We start from the raw sequence: 22,582 nt of genomic DNA, 5'->3' as shown, positions 1-22,582 counted from the left end.
CACAGCCGCCTCTATAAAACTAGGTTAGTCCCCAAACCCTTCACTATACACCCAGGGTCGCCTCTGTAGGGCAATCACTTCTTCCATGCACAAGTTAACCAACGTTCGTTAACCCTGCACTTGCTTTTCGCCTGGGTTAATCCATACAACGCTGCCTACAACATTCTGTAAGTTGCTCCAATGAGCAATTGGGCGATCGCACTCCCTATCAGCGGCAGTGCAGCAGAACTCGAATTGAACTGAGATACAGAACGTGAGTTTTCAGATGCGATTACTGAGTAACTTTTTAAACATAATTACAGGCACAATAGATCTTTTTCACTGAAGAGAATAGATGGGAAAGAGGGCATTGAATCATCAATTCTTATCGTGTAAAAATCTATCGAGAGTGAGAGTAAATCGAACTCATGTTGAACTGATAGATCCTTCAATTCACCTGTCAGCTATAAACTCACGAGAAGCGGCCTCTGCCGATTATTAACTAGGCTCGAATTGTACAAGGGTAAGCCCAAATACAGAGTGCTCTTCCAAAATAGATCGATATAATCGGCACTATTCGGGCAAGTTTTCGGTGCTGAAGAATGTGCTTGAAAATTTGCTCATTAGCTCATTTATAAAGTGCACCATGCCGTGCGATTTGGCAGGGTCATCAAGTACCAAACACGAGTGCCAAGCTGGCTTAATCTACAAATTGCACTGAGCTGTTTTTTTGGTGAACTTCAATTCTCTTTAACTTGAGTGAAACGATGCCCCTTGGCTTGGTCTTTGGACTCTTTTTACAACCATAATTGTGAGTGAGAACCTATGAACATGAACACTTCTATCCTTCGAGTTGGTTTTGCCTTGGCGATTGGCGTTGCGATCGCTCCCCTGCAACCAGCACAGGCTCAAATTCAAGAAGATCCCGCTTTGGATCCCTCGATTGATCCGGCTCCTAGTCAGGTTGACCGCATCCCCTTGCGTGAAGGTGTGCCAGGTCAAGCGGTAGACCCCAATATTTCCTCGGATAATGTGGTGACAACGGCCTACTACATTTGCGAAAACGGCGATACCTTCCGTGCTGAGTATTTCCCCAACTATGCCCGACTATCCTTGGAGCCCGGTGGCGAAGTTTATACCCTGAATCAGGAGCCCTCCGGCTCAGGAATCCGCTACAGCGATAACTCCATCACGCTGTACAGCCAAGAAGAGGAAGCTTTCATCGAAATTGATGGTGATGTTGCCTACGACGATTGTGTTTCTCGCTTTGTGGGACAATCCGAGATTCCTCAAGTTGGTTCTAGCTCGCTATCAACTTTCCCTGGTCAGGGGGTACCGTCTCGTCCCCGATTTAACCGACCCGACCTCAGCTCTCAAAATCGGGTTCAACAATTTCCAGCCCAAACTCCCACCACAAGCCAGTTCCCCGAGCAGCAGCAGGCTCCCGCAGCTCGGCCCGCAGCTCCTGCCGATGAGCCTGTACGTGGTCTCTGGTAAGTAGTAGGGACTGAACGTTGCACGATGCAGCCTTAACTCACTTAACCCACGGAACGCTGTCGGATGCCACGGTATCCGGCAGCGTTTCTCATGTTGCAGTCTGAATATTCCAGCTTGAACATTGCAATCTGAGTGTTGCAATCTTGAGGGAAGCTTTCTGCCTTTGTTTACGTCTTGCTTTTGCTCTTTTGTTGGTCAAGGCTGGCGTACTACGGGGGAGTCGAAGGGCTGGGAATGATGTGTTGCGGGTTTGATCTAGAAAATCCTAATTTAACTGGGGAAAGACTTAGCTGCTTTTGTGTGGGCTTTTTGCACAGCCTCCAAGATGTGTGGAAACTGGCAATGGAGATGGGCATGATAAGAAGGTTGCTCGTTCGGCAATTGTATGCGCAAATCGCTGTGGTGGAATCTGCTGGTTGGGGAGCTGAGTTGGAAACGCATGGTGCGATCGCTCATCTTTATCTATACCTGCTTTGCACTGTATGTTTTCTTTCGAGCAGATAGCATGATTTTTTTGCCGCAGCCCGCTAGTTATCAAGACAGTGACGAAATCCTCAAGATTTCTGTGAGTCCTACCGAGCAAATTTCGGCGATCGATCTCCCCAATCCCACTGCTGCTTATACCGTGCTCTACATTCATGGAAATGCAGAAGATTTGGGGATGATTCGGCCGGTTTTAGAACGGATTCATCAATGGGGGTTTCGAGTTTTTTCCTATGACTATCGAGGTTATGGTACAAGCGATGGTCGGCCTAGCGAACGCAACGCCTATCAAGATGCCGAGGCTGCTTATACCTATCTCACTCAACAGCTCAACATTCCACCCAATCGAATTATTGTGTACGGGCGATCGGTTGGCGGTGGCTCGGCGACCGAATTGGCCACACGGTATCCAGTTGCAGGATTAATTTTGGAGAGTACGTTTACCTCTGCATTTCGGGTGGTGGTGCCATTTCCATTACTTCCGTTTGATAAGTTTCCCAATCTTGCCAAACTATCAGAAGTGAATTGCCCTGTTTTGGTGATTCATGGCAAGGCTGATCAAACGATTCCAATTGAGCATGGTAAAGCTCTGTTTGAATCCGCCAAGGAACCCAAACTGTCTCTTTGGGTTGAAGATGCAGAACATAATGATGTGATGTGGATCGCGGGCGATCGCCATCAACAGGCATTGGCCACCTTTCAAAAGCTCATCCAACAAAATTAATTGAGCGAAGGACACCATTGGTTATTTCAAACTTCAGCAGCTCATCAATGGCTGGTCTCGGATTGGCGATTGAAATAGTGAACCAAAAACGTTAGGCAATAGACCTCCTGAATGAATCGTTGTGTGGCGAAATCGCAACGATTTATGTTTCAAAAGGCCAATTGTGTGAGAGGTCTCATGATTACACCTTGAATGAATTTCCTCCGCTAAGCAAAATTTTCTTTCCTCAGATAGACCTCAGCTGTTCTTGACTCTGACATGCTGAAGGCATGGATGGACACATTATTGATCCGTGGGGTTTTCTATGGCTGGGATGAATCAGTTCAAAACGTTGGCTTTGCTGGCGCTATTGAGTGGACTCATTGTGTTGGCGGGCTATTTGCTAACTGGAAACGAGCAAGGGTTGTACTACGGGCTTGGCTTTGCAGCGCTGAGCAGCTTTGGATCTTGGTACTACTCCGATCGCGCAGCATTAGCCGCGTTTCAAGCTCAGCCCACTTCGCGTGAAGCCGCTCCTGAACTTTTTGATCGCATTGCCAAACTGAGCGATCGCGCCGGGATTCCGATGCCAGCGGTTTATCTCGTGCCATCCGAATCGCCTAATGCTTTTGCTACCGGACGAGACCCCAACCATGCGGCGATCGCCCTCACCGAAGGCATCATTAACCTACTGCCTGCCGATGAGTTGGATGCCGTGATTGCGCACGAACTCACTCATGTGCGCAACCGCGATACCCTTACCCAGGCCGTTGCGGGAACTCTTGCTGGTTCGTTGACCTATTTGGGCCGAATTCTCACGCTGGGAGCGTTGTACTTTCCTGTATCGAGATCGGGACGCCGAGGCAGCAATCCCATCGCCATTTTGTTTTTGCTCGTTGTTGCGCCTTTGGCCGCTGGACTTATCCGCATGGCTATTTCTAGAACCCGAGAATATGCTGCCGATGCTGGGGCCGCCGAGATTACCCAAAATCCGCTGGCGCTTGTGCGGGCTCTAGAAACTCTCGAAGCCACGGGACAAAAAATTCCCATTCACGGCAATCCTGCCTTTTCTCAGATGTTTATCGTGAATCCGCTGTCACGAGAAGGCTTGATGACCCTGTTTATGACGCATCCGCCTACTCAAGACCGCATCCAGCGATTGAAGGAACTTTCCGAGCAGCTAACGGCGGGTGATGTACCTACTGCCCTTAGCCCAAGCGCCTAAGGCCAGGGCCTTGTCCGATACAAAGTGAACCCACCAACGTGAACTGAACCCTTGGAGCACCTAAGTTTTGGATAAGCTTAATCGCCCAATTTTGCGTGCGCGTCGTGCACGCAAAATTGGGCTTTTCTGAGGGTTGCGCGTCGCGCAACCCTCAGAAAAGCTCTTAACCAAAACTGACGTTTGGAGCGAACGATGAGTTCATCCAAGGTTCAGTTTTTTTGTATTTGTGCGTTGGCGAGGAGACATGTATTGGCAATTGGGTTTGCGGGGCCTAGGGCTCTATCCCAATTTTTTGCACAAAGCAGTTTTTGCCCTGTGCTTTTGCTTGATACAACCCCTGGTCTGCTACGGCTATTAGCGTGGCTGGTGAGGTGTTGCGATAGGGCACCACAGTTGCAATACCAAAGCTAAGCGTGATGAAATGGCTAATTTGGGAGCCAGGATGAGGCAGTTGCAGCGCAGCCACACTTGCCTGAATCTCGTTGACAACGGCGATCGCCCCTTCCGCATCGGTATTGGGTAAAACCACCGCAAACTCTTCGCCACCATAGCGAGCCGCCAAATCTGCAGGGCGCTTGCAGGCTTGAATGATGGCGCTAGCAACCTGCCGTAACACGTCATCTCCGGCCAAATGCCCGTAGGTGTCGTTGTACAGCTTGAAGCAATCCACATCACACAGCACCAAAGATAGAGGTGCTTGTTCGCGGGCAAGGCGTTGCCACTCTGCACTGAGGCGATCGTCAAAGCAGCGACGGTTGGCAACTTGGGTTAACCCATCAACCGAGGCTAACCGTTGCAGCTCGTGGTTGGCTGTTTGTAGCTGATGATAAAGCTCTGATTGCTGAATGGCGATCGCTGCTTGGCTTGCCAGTTGGTAAAACAGATTCACCTCTGACTGTTGCCAGTGTCGCGTGTGGCTGCATTGATGCGCAATCAACAATCCCCACAGTTGCTCTTTTTGTAAAATGGGCACCACCAAATTTGCCCGAATGCCCAAGCTTCTGAGCAATTCCACATGGCAGGGCACCAAGTCCGCCGACTCAATATCTTCGATGGCGCGAGTGTTGCCCTGTTGGTAGTAGGTCGCATGGGTCGATTGAAAGCAAGTATCCATCACATGGATGCCCAAAATGGAATCGCAGCCTGCCGCTAGGGATTCGACTGCCACCAAGCCGCTCCAATCCGGCTCAAACCGATAAATCACCACTCGGTCTACTTTGAACAGTTGGCGCACTTCATCCGCCGTTGTTTGCAAAATTTCGTTTAGCTCTAGCGACTGCCGAATGCGCTGGGTTACAGCTGCAACAATGCGTTCGGGCTCGCTTTGATGTTGAACCTGATGGGTAATGGGTTGGGTTGTAGGAGGCGTTTTTACGGCTTGGGCATCAAAATGAGGTGTCACTTTGATGGGCACGTCGCTAGGTTTTGCAATGAGATAGCCCTGAGCGTAGGTTGCACCCCGTGCCCGTAGCCAGTTCAACTCTTCGGTACATTCAATTCCTTCGGCCACCGTTTGAATGTTGAGCTTTTGGGCAATTTCCAGCAATTTTTCGGTAATGGAGGCTTTGTACATGTCTTGATGGACATTGCGAATCAGCTCCATGTCGAGCTTGACGAAGTCGGGCCGGAGTTGGTGCAGCAGGTTCAAGCCCGAATAGCCAGAACCCAAATCATCCAGCGCAACGGCAAAGCCTGCATCTCGGTAATATTTCAGGACGGTTCTTAGGTGATCCAAGTCTTGTGGATTGTCGGACTCGACTACTTCAAACACAACTTGCTCGTGGCGAATGTTGGCTTTGTCTATTGCTTCTACGGTGCTCCGCAAGCAAGAAACCGGGTCGTACAAAGCGGTGGGGGTAAAGTTGACAAAAATGCGCCCGCTAAGCTGATGCTGGCTGGCTTGGGCGATCGCGCTTAATCGGGCGGCCCGATCAACTTGTGGCAACAATCCTGCTTCCATGGCTAATTCAAAGATTGGCCCTGGCATGATCACGTTGCCTTGCTCATCTAGCCCGCGCAGCAACGATTCGTAGCCATAAATCTGTGACGTGTCTTGAATCGAAACAATGGGCTGAAAATGGCTTGTAAAGCGATCGCTGGCCAACATATCGACCAGCCAGTCCGATTGGTTGAACTTAATAAAGCGCTGAAGCGAAGCAATATCGCTAAAATCTTGCAGTTGAGGTTGAACTGCACCACGCACAAACAAAACCTGTGTTTCTCTTAGCTCGCGAGGGGCCACTAGCTCGGCCAAACGGCGAGCCACTTCTTGAGCTTGCCCTGATTTGCAGACAATGCTTAATCCGGGCCGTTCTTGCATCAACTCAAACTTAATCGATGCCTGCTTGAGGAAAGGAAGAACTTTGGTCAATGTGTGAGGAACTGGAAACCAAAGAAACAGCTGACCCGCCTCTCCAGTACGACATCGACCCACCCTATTGCAGGCGCAGGCCTTCGAGAATGACGATCCCATAAACTTAAATTCAAACTTGCTCCGTATTTGAGCTAGTATTCCCATCGAACTGGGCGCACTTATTCACCAGCTACATTTTTGGATAAAACTTCATCGTGTGGTGAATGTCCGCATGAAGTGGTGCAGACTCCGCAACTTAACGGAATACTCAGGATGGCGATCGTACCGTTCCATCGCACCATTCCTGCATCCTGTCTGGTCTGCATATCTGGTCTGCACGTTTGGTCTGCACACCTGGTCTGGAAGCTGGGCGGCGCACCCGACTGTACACAATCTTTACATTGATGCTCGACTTATTCAGCGTCAGAGGAAACCTGCCCATGTTTTGGACTGCAATCATCAACAGCTTGATCTGTTTGCTGGGAGCGATCGGCGGCGGCTTTGTGACGGTGGGTAGCACCATTAGTATTGCAAACATGACGGTGCCATGGGCTCCGATACTGCTGGGTGCTGCATTTTTGGTTCCGGTTATGTTTGTGATTTCGGGAATTGGGGTTTGGATTGCCCTATTGACCCAATACTCCCAACTGATAACGGGTTTAATGGTGCTGCCGTGGGCTTATGCGGTGGTGTTTGTCGCGATGATGCTCATTTCATTTCGCGTGATGCGATAAAAGGAGCAATCGCCAAGGTGACAGCATGGAGCAGGAAAGAGCCTGGAGTAACTATCCCTGAGTGCGATCGCCCTGAGTTACAGATCACCCTGTTCTCTCAGCCTTTCCTCAACCGATCGCCACCCATTCTCGGTGCAAACACCAGTGCCACCTTCGGATAGACTGCACCAATAGTTTTGGCCATCAAACACAACCCCGTCCTGGATGGATGTCAACTCCGACACCGCAGCCCAATCGCCCTCTCCACTCTCGTCGTAATAGCGATACCGATCGCCCACAATCTCTAGGCCTTGGCCGGTTCCACCCAACGCATAAAATCCATCTTGGATTAATGGCGATGCAGTCGGCTCGTAGAGCTCTGCCTCACAAATGGTATTTTCGTCACTACAACCGCGCAAAACTTCGCCATTTTCCGATACAAGAAAGACTCGATCCACCTCAACTTGCAGTCGCTCGCCTTGCGTTAGGGGAATTGGGTTCGCGAAGGAGCCACGATACAAGATGGAGTTGCCTTGAGTTCCGTGCAGTTCGACGGTGGTAGACCCATCGAACTCAAACGTAATGGATTGGCTCGTGCCGCTGCCGCCATAGAAGCTGTAATAGCGAGTGCCAAAGAACGGTGGAGTATCAGCCTGGGATGAGGCATGTTGGCTAGAGGGATGTGCCCCCGCTTCAATCGACCAACCCCACACAACCCGTTCTCGATTGCTGTCAGATCCATTTTGAATGGTGGATACGGCCAACACGTCTCCCGCCGCGTTGATAAATTCGAGGCGGCATGGCCCCAATCCGGTACCAGAGCAGTCTTTCACTTCTTCGTAGCCTAGGTCAACCAATTCCCGCACGGTGGAATCGTTGAGATTGGGAGCGTCTCCGTGGGGGTTGGGCTGCCAGCCTTGCTCAAGGAGCTGCGATCGCGCTTCTTCGTAGGGCATGTTTTCCTGCAGACCCAACTCCTGGGCTGCGGCATCTTTGATTTCGGGGTGTTGGGTTTGTAAGGCGATCGCTCCCGAATTGCTGCTCTGGGGGCTAGAGGCCTGGCTGCTGGGGGTGGCCAAGTTGGAACAGCCGGTAGCGAGCAGCCCAGTCCCGCCAATCAATGCAATAGTCGCAAACCAATTGGGCAACGATTTCCAGGTGTGTGTGGTCATAGCAATGTTGTAAGGCTTGAAGAAGATTGAAGGAGCGCCTGATCCGTAGAGGCGATTCACTCCCAACGACCAACAAACCATGCGTTTGATACCAGTTCGAAGTTGATGAGAGCGGGGTGAATACATCACTGCGAAAATCCATATCATCGCGTCGGTTGAGGTCGCTTCTTCCCTGGATTTAGTCTTCCGTAAATGAAGTGGAAATTCCGCAAAATTCGAGCGCGATTCTACAGCGATGTTACAAAAGTTGCCATGGAAATTATGAGCATGCAACCACTCGTTTTTGCCCCAACTACTCATCCCACTCGTGAGTGATCTCCACCCAACAATCAGCCAAACAATAAAAGGAGAGGGCGATCGCCCTCTCCTTAATCAATTCAAAATTTGCGGGTTAGAAAACCAGGGACGACTAAACAGTTGCTAGCTCAGGCCGCTTGCTGTTGCGAATTCCAGTGATCGCCTCAGCATAATCCTTGGCTCCAAACACAGCAGAACCAGCCACAATTGCATTGGCTCCAGCCTCTAGTACTTGCCAAGTGTTGTTGCCCTTCAAGCCGCCGTCCACCTCAATCCAAGGATCGAGACCGCGCTCATTGCAGATCTCACGCAGCTTGCGAATCTTGGGCAACACCGCAGGAATAAAGCTTTGACCCCCAAACCCAGGGTTGACGCTCATAATCAGCACCAGGTCGCACACTTCCAGAACGTAATCAATGAGCTCTAACGGAGTTGAAGGGTTGAGTACAACGCCAGCTTGCTTACCCAGCTCTTTGATTTGACAAAGGGTGCGATGCAGGTGGGGCGATGCGTTGTGCTCAGCATGAACAGAAATGATGTCAGCACCGGCTTTGGCAAAGTCAGCCACGTACTTTTCGGGCTCCACAATCATCAAATGCACGTCCAAAGGTTTTTGAGTATGAGGACGAATGGCATCTACGATCAGTGGACCAATGGTAATGTTGGGAACGAAGCGCCCGTCCATTACATCCACATGAATCCAATCGGCACCGGCCTGGTCAACCGCCTGAATTTCTTCACCCAGGCGACTAAAATCTGCTGATAGGATAGACGGAGCTATAACGATCGATTTGCTGGGTGAAGCTTGGGTCATAACGTATGATCACTCCTAGTGTCCTGGTCTGGTATCCAGTCTAACAAACAGTGCTGCCTGCGCTCGCATTTCATAGGCACAATTACCCAACAAATTCACTGAAAGTTTAATCTTTGTGGAGAGCTTGCAATGCCCTTACCGCGGTTGACACGTCGGATTGGATGGCTAGGTTTAGGTGTTCTAGCGACGGGAGTTGGTTTACCAGCGCTAGCCCTAGTAGCATCGGTGGGTGAAACGGGTATTGACGCACGACGACTGCAAGCGGCCCCTTACAACTTAACGGGGCAAAAAATTTCGATTGGGCAGGTAGAAATTGGTCGGCCTGCACTGTTTGGGCTAGATAAAACGGCGCAAGAAAACTTTGCGGTGCGGCCTCGACAGCTGTTCTTTCGCGATCGCCATGCTCAGTCCAATCAAAATGTGGATCGTCACGCAGCCAACGTTGCCAGTGTCATGATCAGCAACCACAAGTCCAATACTGGGGTTGCCCCAAATGCCCGGCTATATGCGGCGGCGGCTGGGCTAGAGCGGCAAGGTGGCCAACCGCAGGAATGTTTGGCGTCCCAAACGGTTGCCACCCAGAATGGAGGCGATGTCCGGGCGATTAACTTCAGCTTTGGCGAATCGCTGCTGCAAGATCCCCGTCCCAATGCCGTGCTGGATGGCAATGCCCTGTTGACCCAGTGCATTGACTGGTCCTCGCGGGAGCACAACGTGCTATATGTGATTGCTGGCAACCAGGGCTCCGGTGGCATCCCAATTCCCACCGATCACTTCAACGGCATGACCGTTGCTAACTCGATTGAATTTCAGGGAATGTTTCGCAAGGTGAGTTTTTCTGACTTGGGCAGTGAGCCTGCTCCTCGCCAAGGACGCCCCAGCGAAACGAATGAAGGCCCACGTCGCTCCATTTCGATTGCCGCGCCAGGCACCAAGGTCCGCACGATTAACCCGGATGGAGTGCCCTCCAACCCTCCCCAAACGGGCACCAGCTTTGCGGCACCCCATGTGGTGGCGACTGTTGCGCTGTTGCAAGAATGGGGCGATCGCCAACTATTTGCCACAACGCCCGGATGGGACTTGAACGCACGCCGCCACGAAGTGATGAAAGCAGTGATGATGAACGCTGCCGACAAATTAGAAGATAACGGCAACGGCCTAACATTGGGCATGAGCCGCACAGCGGTGAACCAGCAAAATCAAGATTGGTTAGAGTCGGATGCATTTGCAGATGAGATGAAGCCGCTGGATGCGAACTTGGGCACTGGCCATCTCAATGCCTTTCGCGCATGGCAACAGTTCAGTGCTGGCCAGTGGAAACCTGACTCACCTGTTCCGGCGATTGGGTGGGATTATGGCAGGATTGGCAACGGCAGCGAGGCACCCAGTTATCAGGATTATGTATTTGAACAGCCATTAAAGGCGGGCAGCTACGTTGCAGCCACCCTAACCTGGGATCGATTGGTTGAGCTAGACGATGTGGACGGCAACGGGCAGTACGATATTGGCGATCGCTTCATCGATCGAGGGCTCAATAATCTCGACATTTACCTGATGCGAGCTGAAGACAACGCAATTGAAGCCCGCATTCGTGGCTCCATGAGCGCTGTTGATAGCGTGGAACATATCTTCCATCCAGTGTCTCAAGCTGGGCGCTACAAAATTCGTGTGGTACACCGCAACCAAGCCAATGAACCTGTACAAGACTATGCGATCGCCTGGTGGACTGCCCCAGTGGAATAAGCTATCCGACACTCAACTGCTCGTTAGTCCAGGTGTGGGGTGCTCGCCAGCGGAATGAAAGCCGGGAGATTCGCCGCTTGCCGAAGCCTCGCGCCTACCGAACCGTGACCCCTAAGGAACCTACAGGGTTGCCCGTCGATCGAGACGAGCCGCTTCCTCCAGGGCCATCTTTTCCTGGGCGCGATGGATATACGGCTCTAGCTGTTGCACCTCGCGCCCCAGCAAAATGCTCAGATTTTCGGGACTCATGCCCCGCATGAGCATTTCTACGCACCAACTCGCGCGAGCTTGCTCAACCGCAGGCGGCATACCTTGCGGAGTGATCAGCCCATCAACCCACCGCTGCCATCGTTGACGAATTTCGAACGGGGTCATGCCTGTTTCGCTGTCGGTTAAAAACAGAGCAAACTGGTTGTCGTTGCGGGTTTTTAGCCATTGCATGAGGGGATTGGTGGAATGGGAACCATAGCGCCGCCCCAAAATCCAGGAATTGACCGGAACCTGACGCACCTGACCCGACACCACCTGCAACACCGACTGCTGGTCATCGGTAAAGACGTGCGATCGCCCCAAGCGTGCAATCTCCTCAACGCTTAGCCCCGTAGCAAACAGCACATAAGCCAAGGCAAAGTCTTGCACTCCCTGCTGCTTAGCCTGCCGCAAAATGTCATGCACCATGGGCGATGGTAAATCAATCACTGCTTGCTGTGCAGCCTGATGCGTCGCAAACTCGCCCTCAATCATCCCCGGTTGCACCAATGCGCCATACAAAAACAGCTCCACCAGCGCATCCACAAAGTATTCGCGATCGTGCCACAGTTCATGAAACTCACTCGTAAACTCCAGCACGGCATAGCCCAACAGCAAACTGTTCAACAACCCTGCCAGTTTGTCATTCGGTAAGCGGGTTTGTAAGTGTTCATTACTCAGCACGGCGGCAAGGTATTGAGCCGTATAGCGATTGGCCAACCGCACCCCCCGGCCCAAGGCGCGGCGATTTTCAATCGGATAGTGGCCCGACTCGCCAATGAGCGATCGCACAAATTCCTGGAGCTGCTCTAATGCTTGCAAATGGACAGTGGCATAGTTTTTGAGAACTTGCGACACGCTCGTCATTTGGGTCACTTGCTGCCCCAAAGCTGCCCCCAGCAGAGCCAGAGCATCGGCATCTTCCATCATGGCTAGCAACAGCCCATGCTTATTCCGAAAATGTCGAAATAGAGTGACCTCATTGACCTCAGCCAGGTCAGCAATTTGGCGTGTGGTCGTTTCAGCAACCCCTTGGGCAATGAATAGCTGCGTTGCCGCCTGAATTAGGCGTTGCCGAGTTGAAGTTCGTCGGTTGGACATTGAAGCGAAAATGCAAGTAACACTTGCATAGATATTTCACAAACTGCTACACTTCTAATTGTAAGTAGCACTTGCAATACATCTACTGTAACCAGCTTTCTAATTCAGATGTAAGGAATTTCCCTAAAAAACGGTTAAGGTTTTCGGTTCATACTGCTTCAGAGCCCCAAGCTTAGCTAGCCTACTCTGATTCCCCGAGTACAGTTTTTTAGAGCATTCATTCCGACAGGGCAACGCAGTAGCTGGTGCAAGCGCATCCAATCGAGGAATGTTTATGGCTTTTGGTTCCGCTCCGCCCGTGTCGGACGCGAAAAAACTCCCCCCTATCAGTTTGTACCATGTCTTCTTCTTCGCAGCGTTTCACATCGTTGCCCTGTCTGCACCTTGGTTCTTTTCGTGGTCGGCCCTTGGAGTTGCAATTTTCTTGCACTGGCTTACGGGTAGCATCGGTATTTGCTTGGCCTATCACCGCCTGTTGAGCCATCGCAGCTTTCAAGTGCCCAAGTGGTTGGAATATATTCTGGCTACCATCGGTGCTTTGGCGCTTGAAGGAGGCCCAACCTTCTGGGTTGCGGGGCATCGCGTCCACCACGCATTTACCGAGGACAATGATAAAGATCCCTATTCCGCAAGACGGGGATTTTGGTGGAGCCACATGGATTGGCTACTGCGGCCTGAGCCCAAAACTTTTAACAAGGATGTGTACCAACGCTATGCTCCTGAACTAGCACGCGACCCGTACTACCAATGGCTCGATCGCTACTTTCCGCTGTTGCAAATTCCCCTGGGTCTGTTGCTATTAGCCCTGGGTGGTTGGTCGTTTGTTATTTACGGTTTGGCTGTGCGCACGGTGCTGCTGTGGCACTCTACTTGGTTCATCAACTCAGCCACTCACATGTTTGGCTACCGCACGTTTGAGTCGGAAGATAACTCTCGGAATCTTTGGTGGGCTGCTATTCTGGCCTATGGCGAAGGTTGGCACAATAATCATCACACCTTCCCCAATGTGGCCAAGGCTGGCTACCAATGGTGGGAAATTGATATGACCTGGTGGTCGATTCAAGTGTTGAGGGCGCTGGGGTTGGCAAAGAAGGTTGTGATGCCGCCGCCTCAGGCAAGAGCCAAGATTCGCGGCCTTGCTTCCTGAGTTCAATTTTTCGCTAGAAATTCGAACATCTAAATCGGAAACCTAGACCAGTGGGCTGCATCAGCGCGCTGGTCTTTTTCATCTGGTGCGCCGCGTTTCAAAAAATGAGCCTTTCCTAACCTGATGCCGTAAGGGGTATCAACTGTTTAGGGTTCTCGAGACATGACCAACACCTCGGTGATTTTGCCGCGTCGCTGGGCGTTGGAGTTGATTGCCCGAATGGCTGAGATGGTTTGAATGGGAAAACCCTGGTAAAGTTCTCGGATAAACTCACAGTCAGAATTGGACAGCAGGACTCGCACGCCGCGTGCGGCTAACTCCACAAACACGTCGCGTAGGCGCACCTGATCGGTTTCGGTAAAGGAATAGCGACTGTAAGCCGTAAAGCTGCTGGTTTGGCTGAGGGGCTGGTAGGGCGGATCGAAGTACACAAAGTCGCGATCGCCCACCGCTTCCTGCAATACCTGATCGAACGAACCCTCGATCAGCTCGGCTCGACGTAACGCTCGTGAGGCTGTTCTCAGCAAATCGGGATTGCAAATGCGCGGATTTTTGTAGCTGCCCATGGGCACGTTAAACTGCCCGCGAGAATTTTCGCGGTACAGTCCGTTAAAACAGGTTTTGTTAAGGTAGATAAAGCGGGCGGCGCGTTCCGCAGGGCGTTCAGGTAGGTGAGCCCGGATGAAATAGTAGTACTCTTTGTTATGATTCAGCTCGTGAACACGCAAAGCTTGGATGACGGCTTCGACTTCGCTGCGTACACAACGGTACACGTTCACGAGTTCGGGGTTAATGTCCATTAGGCGCGATCGCCCCGGCAATAGCCAAAAGAAAATGGCCCCACCTCCCACAAATGGCTCGTAGTACGTGTCGTACTCGTGCTCCGCAGGGAAAAAGGGACGATATTGAGCAATGAGCTGCCCTTTGCCCCCAGCCCATTTCAAAAAAGGCCGAGGAGAAATCGGATCAACAATCAGTTGGTGCAAGGGTGGATCTCGTACAATACCTGTGGATAGGTTGGGCGGATCTGTACTAACCGTCGTACTAGCTCCGTGTAGATATTAAGGATAGCTCTACATTTCAGAAGCCATGCAAGATTTTTTTAATAATGTTTCGCGATACCCCCGCTATTTCATTTCGTTTACCCTGGGGGTGCTGTACACCTTTTTGCAGCCGCTCATGCCTTTGTTTGAACGCCGCAGTACGGCGATCGCGGCTGTATTCCTACTTGTGTCAGCGTTTGCGTTTTTGGCCTTTACCCTACGCGCTATGTTGGGATTAGATGCTGTTTAGGGCGGTACGCCTCACCCACCCGTATCCTTTGTAAGTTTTGGATTTGAGCGTCTTGTACGCGGAGAACAGATATGGCAACAGAACGACGAGTCGCCCGAGTGGGTGAACTCATTAAGCGCGAAGTCAGCCAACTGCTGATGAGCGGCATTAAAGACGATCGCGTGCAGACCGGGATGGTGAGCGTGACGGATGTGGAAGTGGCAGGCGATTTGCAGCATGCCAAAATCTTTGTCAGCATTTACGGCACCGATGAAGCCCGGGAAGAAACCATGGCTGGGCTAAAGTCAGCTACGGGTTATGTCCGCAGTGTGCTGGGCCAACGGATCCGCCTGCGTCGTACGCCGGAGGTGCAGTTTGTGGAAGATCGATCACTGGAACGCGGTACCCGCATGCTGTCGTTGCTGAATCGACTGAGCGAGGAGCGCAAGGAGCGTGGGCTAGATGCGCTGCTGGAGGAATCTGACGATGAAGTGGTGAGCCGTAGTAGCGCTACCGGGGATGCCGAGTGGGATGAAGACGAGGATTGGGATGAGGATGACGACGATTAGGTCATCTAGCTCATTGGTGGTGATGGTTTGAGAGGGGCTGAGAAGTCCTGTACTCCTTGAACGATCCCTGCGATGGGCGATCGCCCCACGTCTTGCCGCTATCACGTCTTGCCACTATTCTGATTTGCGCGTTTCGTCTCATCCCGGCCACTTCTTTTCCCTATGCTGCCCTCAATCGAACAGCTAACCCTGGCCCAACAGGTCGCCCAGCTCATTGTGGTGCGAACATCGGGCTATTTGTTTGATCAGCAAACTCGCTATCCAGCTTGGGAGCCACCGATCGCCACGTTGCAACAGTGGGTGCAAGAGCTGGGAGTGGGCGGCGTAATTGTGTTGGGGGGCAGTGCGGCAGAGCTAGCGCTTAAGACCCAGCAAATGCAAGAATGGGCCACCGTTCCGCTGTTGGTTGCTGCCGATGTGGAGGAGGGAGTGGGGCAGCGGTTTGCAGGGGCAACCTGGTTTCCGCCGCCCATGGCCATTGGGGCGATCGCCCAATCTTCCCAAATGGATGCCCAACAGTATGCCGTAGAGATGGGAGCAGCGATCGCGCAAGAGTCCCTGGCGGTGGGTGTGAACTGGTTGCTGGCTCCCGTGGTGGATGTGAACAACAATCCGCTGAATCCGGTAATTAACGTTCGAGCGTGGGCCGATTCGGCATGGCAGGTGGGTGAGTTGGCGAGTGCGTTTGTCCGGGGGGCGCAGCGACGGACCGTGCTCACCTGTGCCAAGCATTTTCCAGGACATGGCGATACCAGTACCGATTCGCATGTGGAACTGCCGCTGCTGAACCATACCCGCGATCGCCTCAATGCGGTTGAGTTTCCGCCATTTCAAGCGGCGATCGCGGCTGGAGTCGATAGCGTGATGACGGCCCACCTGCTCATACCCGAGCTAGATCCGCACTACCCCGCAACGCTTTCGGATCGCGCCCTAACCGGAATCCTGCGGGAAGAATGGGGGTTTGATGGCCTGATTGTGACGGATGCGTTGATTATGGGGGCGATCGCCCAGCAGTATGGAGCGAATGAAGCGCCGGTGCTGGCATTGGAAGCCGGAGCCGATATTTTGCTCATGCCTGCCGATCCCCAGGGTGCTATTCGCGCCATTTGCGATGCGGTGGAATCTGGACGCATTGCCCCGGAGCGCATTCAAGCCTCGGTAGAGCGCATTTGGCGAGCTAAGCACAAGGTCTGTCAATTAACTATTGTGGGCGACAGCAGCCATGCGTGGGAAACCGTTACGCCAGCCGGGGTAGATGCCAAGCACCTGACCACAGCCTTGGCCCAACCCGAAGCGATCGCCCTGGCACAGTCAATTTTGTGCGATTCGATGCGCCTACATGTGCCCACGGCAGCAACCCCCGTTGCTGCATCGGCAACCTCTGCATTGAGAGAGGTTACGCGAGATGACCCGACCCCGCGCAACGTCATTGTGCTTGATGATGTGCTGAATGCGAGTTATTTGGGCCACCACACGCCAGCGATCGCGCTGCCGCAAACCTACGGCTATAGCCTGCACCTGTGCGATCGTCATGGAGCGCTACAGCCCACGGGCGATGCCCCAACGTTGCTGCAAGTGTTCATTCGAGGCAACCCATTTCGCAGCAATGCTTCGCTGATTCACATAGCCGAAGATTGGCTACACACGCTGCTTGCCGCCAACACCCTGCAAGCCTTGGTGGTTTACGGCAGCCCCTATACGTTTGACATGTTGCGATCGCAGCTTCCTGCCGAGATTCCCTATGTGTTTATGTACGGGCAAATGGAACAGGCTCAGGCGATCGCTCTTCAAACTCTGTTTGATGCATTGACTCATGATCAAACTCGCCAGCTCACAGAATTTGGATTTTAGAGGTGACTCTCAAAGAAGTCTTCCTAGGCAAACGGTTACTTATCCCTGCATGACTCGGTTGTAGAGCACCAAGCAACACATGGGGACAACAACGCAAATTAGAACAATCGGTTCGATATTCATAGGATTTGTTCTACTGCACAAAGTTGGGTCTATCCTCGCGTTTGCACCCTGAATTCAGATCCGAGGGAATGCGGAATCCGACGCGATCGCCTATCTTTCCAGAGTATTTGTACTCAGTCATTTTGAGGATATCTGTTTAAATATCGTTACCCACACTCAATTTTGTGACAAATGGCTTAACAACACGTCAGTTCGGGTAAGGGCTTTTTCAAAGGTCGCGGCTCGCACGACCTTTGAAAAAGCCCAGGTTTGCGTGCGCAATGCGTACGCAAACCTGGGCTTTCCAGCTTATCCCGAATTCACGTTAACAACCGATGCGATAGGCGCAGCGGCGATCGCCCTGTAGCAAATGCTCAACCCGCTCTACCGTGACCGCTGGCCCTAAGACCGCCCGAAATACCTCTAACTCGGCCGAGCATAACCCCTGGCAAGTTTGCGCGGCGGCACAAATGGGGCAATGGTTTTCCACAAGCAGCACGCTGGTCGAGGTATCTGCAACGACCTCGGCCATGTAGCCCTCTTGACTGCGCAGCCGAGCGATCGCCTCGACCTGCTGCTGCCAACCTTCCGTTTGCCCTACCTGCTCCCCGTAGATTTGAATTTGGCGACGCTTGCGCTCGGCAATAATCTTTTCGAGTCCTTCTTTGCCAAAGATGGCTTCCATGCCGCGCAGCAATTCCACCGCTAAATCGGCGTGGCTATCGGGAAAGCAGCTGATCGATTGCTCGGCCAGTTGCCATAGCTTCACCGGACGACCCGCAGAACGGCGCTCCTCGCGGTAGAGAACCCATCCTTCGAGCTTGAGGCGCTGCAAATGCTGACGCACTGCCATGGGCGATACCGACAGCGCTTCTGCCAAATCCGCAGCCGTTTGTGCGCCACCCATTTTGAGCAGATGCAGGATGGCATCTTTAGGAGAATCGGATTTTGGGAGATCGGCGCGATGGGACATGGCAAACTAATAGAATCGCAGAGGACACAAAAGGCGGGAATGCCCCGCTGTGCTCCTTTTAACACGAAGCATCTCAGGTCTTTAGTCTATCCCAATCCTTTAGGCGCTGGCTGACTGGCGATCGCCCAAAATCCTCAACATCTGGCGCTGAGAACGTGACAGGACTTACGCATTTATGTTGTGGGTGGGGTGCGAAGCACCCCACCCACAACATAAACACACCAGATTTAGTGGACTTGCATAAGTCCAGCGTGAATCAGAACTTAAAATAGGCATCCTTTAGCCAAAAGCCAACCGGAACAGACTGACCCTGGCTGCCCACTTTGGCTTCCACCACAAAGGGCCGAGAGGGGGGGGCGGCTGGCGCATTGGGCTGGCTGGGATCGCTAATGGGCGGCATGGGTGCCCATCCCAGTTCGTTAATGCGATTGTTGATGTCGTCGCGCTGCTCTTCGGGCATGTAGTAGCGCTCCAGATCGTACACAATTTGCCAGTTTTGGTAGCGACCTTTAATCGCCACCTGATTGTCTGCTAACCCGGTGGGCAGAGTGCGGCTGACGCGAATGGGCCGCCAGGGAGTGGGGGGCGTGGTTTCGGCTCCGGTGGGAGCTTCCATCACCACGTACAGATCGCGATTGCCATCAAACAGCGATCGCTGCTGCTGGTCTTCTGTCAAACTGGCTTCCACTTCCTTCCAACCCGGCACATCCTTGAGCATTTCTGGGGTGGAAATGTTGTAGCCCAGCGTGACGTAGTATCCCCGAAACACATCATAGGGATCGACGGGCATCGTTTGCAGCACCACCGTTCGCCCTTGAGCATGAACCAGCGATGACTGTACGGGCACAAAGAGAATTAACGCAGCCTGACCCAGCAGCGCCGCCCAAAACATCCAGCGGCGATGTAGGGGCCGACGTGGTGGAGCCGATACAGGCTCCATCTGCCGCGCCGGAGCAACGTTGGGTTGTCCCGGTTGCGAAAGGGGAACAGCGCGAGATTCAGGATTCATAGGACGTTTCCTCCGAAGAAACAGGCGCGATCGCCGCAGGTGTATTGAGATTGCGCACATTACGTTCAAACCATAGGCCAATGGCAATGACCCCCAGCCCACACAGCACAAACGCTAGCGACTTCACCAACAGTCCGGTGTTGTATTCAAAGAAGCGAGACAAGATTGAGATGGCCAACAGCGCAATGCCATCCCAAAAGGCGGCGCGATCGCCCCGTGCCAGCCCCTGCCGAATCAACCCACTGGCTAGCAGAAACACCACCACATTCATCACAAAGGTGGCGATCGCCTGAATGGGGTTGACCATCCAGTGCCAGATAGGTAGCACCGCTAGCACCGCAATCAGCATGGCCATCATGACATCGCGTTCGGTGAGGCCCCAGCGGCCCAGCTTGTGCGCCGGACGCAGCAGCCAAAACCATCCCACCAAAGCCAACACGCCATAAAACACCAAATTGGGATTCAACAACGATGTCCAACCCGTGGTGAACAGCAAACTCATTTGCGTCCCAAAGGGGCGAATGCCTTCGTAGCCCTCGCTCCAGGCCCAGTGAAACGACATGCCGTAGCACAGCAAACCCGCGTAAACCAACACCAAGGCTCGCGCAACAGAACGGAATGGTCGCTCTAGCGGCACAGGCCGACGCAGCAGTTGATACCACAAGCCATCGTCGTAGCTCCACAGCAGCGCGATTGGCAGGGTAAAGGCGATCGCCACCCATATTCCACCTGCATTGTTGTGCGTGCGTCCCAGGTCATAAATCACCATCAGCAGAGACGACACCAGCGCAATCAGGCCCATGCCAAATATCACCCGTGACCGACAGCGATAGGCCAACAGGGTAAACAGTACCCCCGATAGGATGGGCATGTACTGCATCAGCACATTGAACCCACCCAAAATCCCAATCGAGGACAGATCTTGAATGCCAAGCCAGTAGCCCAGCCCCGTTAGGGCGATCGCCAGCACGCCCAGGGGCACGGCACCCAGTGCCATCGCCATCGCTAGCACGCCCAGACCCCACATCAGGCACAGCTCGTAGGGCGAACCGCTGCGGTGATAGAGTTGCCCGCCCAGCGCCAAGTTTGCCCCCAGCAATAGGCCACCCAACAGCAGCAAGCCCTGGCCCAATCGGTTTTGCCACCGCTGTCGGCCACCGTACAGCGTGCTGGGCATTTGCCAAAGCCAATAGCCGATGATGCTCGTGGCAAAGAACAGCGAGATCAACAGAATCATTTTGAACTCGCGGGAAATGGCCTGCCAGTTTGCCGCCACAAAGGTAATCACCCCCAAGCCCAGGAGCAAACTGCCCAGCCCAATCAAAATCACAATGAAGCGATCGCGTGACTGAACATCTAGCGAATCAAGCTGATAGTTTTCGGCAAGCCGCGCATACTGATCGGGGCTAATCAGTCCATCGACTTGCCACTGCTGCGCCTCCTGGCGCAACTGCCGTCGAAATTGGTCGGAAACCATAGATACCGTCCAAAAATGGAATAAATAGTTTGAGAAATGGATGCGTTTGTAACGAGTGGTCGCAACGATAAGAGTTCGTAAGAGTTAGAAATAACCAGCGATCGCCCGGTGGTCGGTTACACCCTACAATCGAGCCCTGCAATCGCATTGAAGAGTTACCACAGGTTGACTCAGGATTCAACATCACCCTGGTGGATATACCCTAACTTACTCCCTCCAACGAGAGAGAGATAGGTTTATGACAGAACCTCAACTGGTAAACCAACTCGCTGGCCTTCAGAAAGGTTTCCAGCCGCCAAGCATTCCTCACCAGAGACCGCAAAAAGCGGTTAGAGCCTAGCTCTAACCGCTGGTGACTTGTTGAATTGCAGACCGTTAAGGTTGGGTGGGTGGCTTGGGGGGCTGGAGCGATCGCATGCCACTTGCTGGATTGGCCGCTCGCGACTGGCTGGGAGGTGGTTCGGGCTGAAGCTGCTTGCGACCATTGCGCACCACCCGCAGCATTTCGCTAAACTGCTGTTCCAAATCGCGCAGCACGCGATCGGCATAGATATCGGCTCCCGCCTGAATGTCTTCACATTCCGCCAGGGCACGTCGCCGCATCTCTTCTAGCTCTTGCTGAGCCTGCCGCCGCATCCGATCAATCTCCATCATGGTTTGATCTTGTGCTTCTTCACACTCGCGCTGCACCCGCTGGCGAATCTGCTTCATTTCCACCTCGGCTTGGCGGATCAAGCCCATCTCATCTAAGATTTGCGCTGCCCGCCGTTCTGCTGCCTCAATAATGTCTTGCGCGTACTGCTCTGCCTCTTGCAAAATTTCTTCTTTATGAATCAGCAGCTTTTTTGCCTCTTCAAAGGCAAGGGGTAAGCCAATTTGCACCAACTCCAACTGCTCCAGCAGCTGATCTTCGTTGATCAGCGTCCGGTTAAAGATGCGTGGACTGTCGAGGATCATCTCCTCCAGCTTTTCCAGTTCACGTTGAATGTCTACTCCACCGACCCTGGGAGCTTCGGTACTGGAGACTTGGCCAGCGATTGCTCCAGCATTGGGGTTGGTTCCATTGCGGTCTGCGGTGATGCGATTGGGGGAGTCTTGGCGTAACATTGGCGGATATCTTTAGCAACGTGTTCGGGGACAAAGTGGTCAACAGGACCACCGAATTTGGCGATTTCTTTGACCAGGCTACTGCTTAAAAAGCTGTACTCGGTTGAGGTTGCCAAAAAAAAGGTTTCAACGTCATCGGCCAGCGTTCTGTTGGTATGGGCCATTTGCAGCTCTTTCTCAAAGTCAGACAACACGCGCAGCCCACGCAATAGAACTCGTGCTCTCTTCATCCTGGCATAAGTCACCGTCAACCCATCAAATCGGTCTACTTCTACGTTAGACAGATGTTGGGTGGACTGTCGAATTTGTTGTATGCGATGCTCCACTGAAAATAATGGCGTTTTGCCTGGGTTGGTCATGATGACGACGATGACCTGCTCAAACAGCCGGCATCCTCGTTCAATAATGTCCAAATGGCCCAGAGTAATCGGATCGAAACTGCCAGGATAAACTGCAATCACGCTCTTCGCAACAAATAATAATGGGTTGATTTAGAGGCGATTATACCGAACACGTCTAGCCTAGTTGCAGGGTTCACACTTGTCAGGAACTCACGGGAGAATAAATGACGGTTTTACAGGCGATTCTCCAACCGCTTGACCCCAGTTTTTTTGGGGGAGTCAGGCCATTATACCGCCAACTTCTTCCTCCTCTGGTTGAGATGTGTTGCGAACAGGTGGGCTGATGAATTTTTGCCAATTGCCAATTCGCAAGCGTGGGCTTTGAACGAGCTGGTTGGCTGGTTT

Annotated in this window: 19 protein-coding genes; 9 read left to right on the top strand and 10 right to left on the bottom strand. The window is 52.6% G+C overall.

The features are described from left to right. Positions 1-810 precede the first annotated feature (810 nt). The 3 genes from ACQ4M4_RS09800 to ACQ4M4_RS09790 all read left to right on the top strand — a co-directional run bounded on the left by ACQ4M4_RS09800 (position 811) and on the right by ACQ4M4_RS09790 (position 3,887). The gene (locus ACQ4M4_RS09800; protein ID WP_430684311.1) at positions 811-1,476 is read left to right on the top strand and encodes an MliC family protein; all 666 of its coding nucleotides are present in this window, start codon (positions 811-813) and stop codon (positions 1,474-1,476) included. Between the two features lie 385 nt (positions 1,477-1,861). Continuing rightward, a complete protein-coding gene (locus ACQ4M4_RS09795; protein ID WP_430684310.1) occupies positions 1,862-2,683 on the top strand; it encodes an alpha/beta hydrolase in 822 nt (273 codons plus the stop codon). A gap of 304 nt (positions 2,684-2,987) precedes the next feature. Continuing rightward, positions 2,988-3,887, top strand: coding sequence for a M48 family metalloprotease (locus ACQ4M4_RS09790; RefSeq protein ID WP_430684309.1), 900 nt, complete (start codon positions 2,988-2,990; stop codon positions 3,885-3,887). A 271-nt stretch (positions 3,888-4,158) separates the two neighbouring features. Here ACQ4M4_RS09790 and ACQ4M4_RS09785 read toward each other — a convergent pair whose 3' ends face one another. Further along, positions 4,159-6,258 (bottom strand): bifunctional diguanylate cyclase/phosphodiesterase, encoded by a 2,100-nt coding sequence (locus ACQ4M4_RS09785; RefSeq protein ID WP_430684308.1) that lies wholly within the window; start codon positions 6,256-6,258, stop codon positions 4,159-4,161. 422 nt (positions 6,259-6,680) lie between these two features. Between ACQ4M4_RS09785 and ACQ4M4_RS09780 the strand changes: the two genes are divergently transcribed. Next, positions 6,681-6,974 (top strand): hypothetical protein, encoded by a 294-nt coding sequence (locus tag ACQ4M4_RS09780; RefSeq protein WP_430684307.1) that lies wholly within the window; start codon positions 6,681-6,683, stop codon positions 6,972-6,974. Between the two features lie 77 nt (positions 6,975-7,051). Here ACQ4M4_RS09780 and ACQ4M4_RS09775 read toward each other — a convergent pair whose 3' ends face one another. Continuing rightward, a complete protein-coding gene (locus ACQ4M4_RS09775) occupies positions 7,052-8,125 on the bottom strand; it encodes a hypothetical protein (RefSeq protein WP_430684306.1) in 1,074 nt (357 codons plus the stop codon). 409 nt (positions 8,126-8,534) lie between these two features. Continuing rightward, positions 8,535-9,236 (bottom strand): ribulose-phosphate 3-epimerase, encoded by a 702-nt coding sequence (gene rpe, locus ACQ4M4_RS09770; RefSeq protein ID WP_430684305.1) that lies wholly within the window; start codon positions 9,234-9,236, stop codon positions 8,535-8,537. Positions 9,237-9,365: 129 nt separating this feature from the next. Here rpe and ACQ4M4_RS09765 point away from each other — a divergent pair, with 129 nt between their 5' ends. After that, entirely contained in the window at positions 9,366-10,979 is a 1,614-nt protein-coding gene (locus ACQ4M4_RS09765) for a S8 family serine peptidase (protein WP_430684304.1), read from the top strand. 120 nt (positions 10,980-11,099) lie between these two features. On the opposite strand, the gene ACQ4M4_RS09760 is transcribed toward ACQ4M4_RS09765, so the two are convergent. Further along, on the bottom strand, positions 11,100-12,329 hold the full coding sequence (locus ACQ4M4_RS09760) for a TetR family transcriptional regulator (RefSeq protein WP_430684303.1): 1,230 nt from the start codon (positions 12,327-12,329) through the stop codon (positions 11,100-11,102). Between the two features lie 274 nt (positions 12,330-12,603). Between ACQ4M4_RS09760 and ACQ4M4_RS09755 the strand changes: the two genes are divergently transcribed. Beyond that, positions 12,604-13,476 carry an acyl-CoA desaturase gene (locus ACQ4M4_RS09755; protein ID WP_430684302.1) on the top strand — a complete coding sequence of 291 codons (873 nt, stop codon included), beginning with the start codon at positions 12,604-12,606 and terminating at the stop codon, positions 13,474-13,476. Positions 13,477-13,622: 146 nt separating this feature from the next. Here ACQ4M4_RS09755 and ACQ4M4_RS09750 read toward each other — a convergent pair whose 3' ends face one another. Then, positions 13,623-14,462, bottom strand: a complete 840-nt coding sequence (locus ACQ4M4_RS09750) for a DNA adenine methylase (RefSeq protein WP_430684301.1) — start codon at positions 14,460-14,462, stop codon at positions 13,623-13,625. Positions 14,463-14,565: 103 nt separating this feature from the next. Here ACQ4M4_RS09750 and ACQ4M4_RS09745 point away from each other — a divergent pair, with 103 nt between their 5' ends. The 3 genes from ACQ4M4_RS09745 to ACQ4M4_RS09735 all read left to right on the top strand — a co-directional run bounded on the left by ACQ4M4_RS09745 (position 14,566) and on the right by ACQ4M4_RS09735 (position 17,168). Beyond that, complete coding sequence (locus ACQ4M4_RS09745) at positions 14,566-14,769, top strand: DUF751 family protein (protein WP_430684300.1); 204 nt, start codon at positions 14,566-14,568, stop codon at positions 14,767-14,769. A gap of 71 nt (positions 14,770-14,840) precedes the next feature. Beyond that, positions 14,841-15,317 (top strand): 30S ribosome-binding factor RbfA, encoded by a 477-nt coding sequence (gene rbfA / locus ACQ4M4_RS09740; RefSeq protein ID WP_430684299.1) that lies wholly within the window; start codon positions 14,841-14,843, stop codon positions 15,315-15,317. Positions 15,318-15,479: 162 nt separating this feature from the next. Beyond that, positions 15,480-17,168 carry a glycoside hydrolase family 3 N-terminal domain-containing protein gene (locus ACQ4M4_RS09735; RefSeq protein ID WP_430684298.1) on the top strand — a complete coding sequence of 563 codons (1,689 nt, stop codon included), beginning with the start codon at positions 15,480-15,482 and terminating at the stop codon, positions 17,166-17,168. Positions 17,169-17,595: 427 nt separating this feature from the next. Here the strand turns inward: ACQ4M4_RS09735 and ACQ4M4_RS09730 are convergent, their stop codons facing one another. The 5 genes from ACQ4M4_RS09730 to coaD all read right to left on the bottom strand — a co-directional run bounded on the left by ACQ4M4_RS09730 (position 17,596) and on the right by coaD (position 22,297). Continuing rightward, positions 17,596-18,243, bottom strand: a complete 648-nt coding sequence (locus tag ACQ4M4_RS09730; protein WP_430684297.1) for a helix-turn-helix transcriptional regulator — start codon at positions 18,241-18,243, stop codon at positions 17,596-17,598. 256 nt (positions 18,244-18,499) lie between these two features. Then, positions 18,500-19,252 (bottom strand): GDYXXLXY domain-containing protein, encoded by a 753-nt coding sequence (locus tag ACQ4M4_RS09725; protein WP_430684296.1) that lies wholly within the window; start codon positions 19,250-19,252, stop codon positions 18,500-18,502. Further along, complete coding sequence (locus tag ACQ4M4_RS09720; protein ID WP_430684295.1) at positions 19,242-20,729, bottom strand: DUF2157 domain-containing protein; 1,488 nt, start codon at positions 20,727-20,729, stop codon at positions 19,242-19,244. Before ACQ4M4_RS09720 ends, ACQ4M4_RS09725 begins: the two co-directional genes overlap by 11 nt. Positions 20,730-21,104: 375 nt before the next feature. Further along, positions 21,105-21,836 carry a hypothetical protein gene (locus tag ACQ4M4_RS09715; RefSeq protein WP_430684294.1) on the bottom strand — a complete coding sequence of 244 codons (732 nt, stop codon included), beginning with the start codon at positions 21,834-21,836 and terminating at the stop codon, positions 21,105-21,107. Then, the gene (gene coaD / locus ACQ4M4_RS09710) at positions 21,719-22,297 is read right to left on the bottom strand and encodes a pantetheine-phosphate adenylyltransferase (RefSeq protein ID WP_430684293.1); all 579 of its coding nucleotides are present in this window, start codon (positions 22,295-22,297) and stop codon (positions 21,719-21,721) included. The genes ACQ4M4_RS09715 and coaD overlap by 118 nt, the downstream gene beginning before the upstream one ends. Between the last annotated feature and the right edge of the window lie 285 nt (positions 22,298-22,582).

This window comes from Leptolyngbya sp. AN02str (genome assembly GCF_050565595.1).
GTDB lineage: Bacteria > Cyanobacteriota > Cyanobacteriia > Elainellales > Elainellaceae > Kaiparowitsia.
Note: the sequence above shows the minus strand (reverse complement) of the source record. Positions and strands in the feature narration are given on the sequence as shown.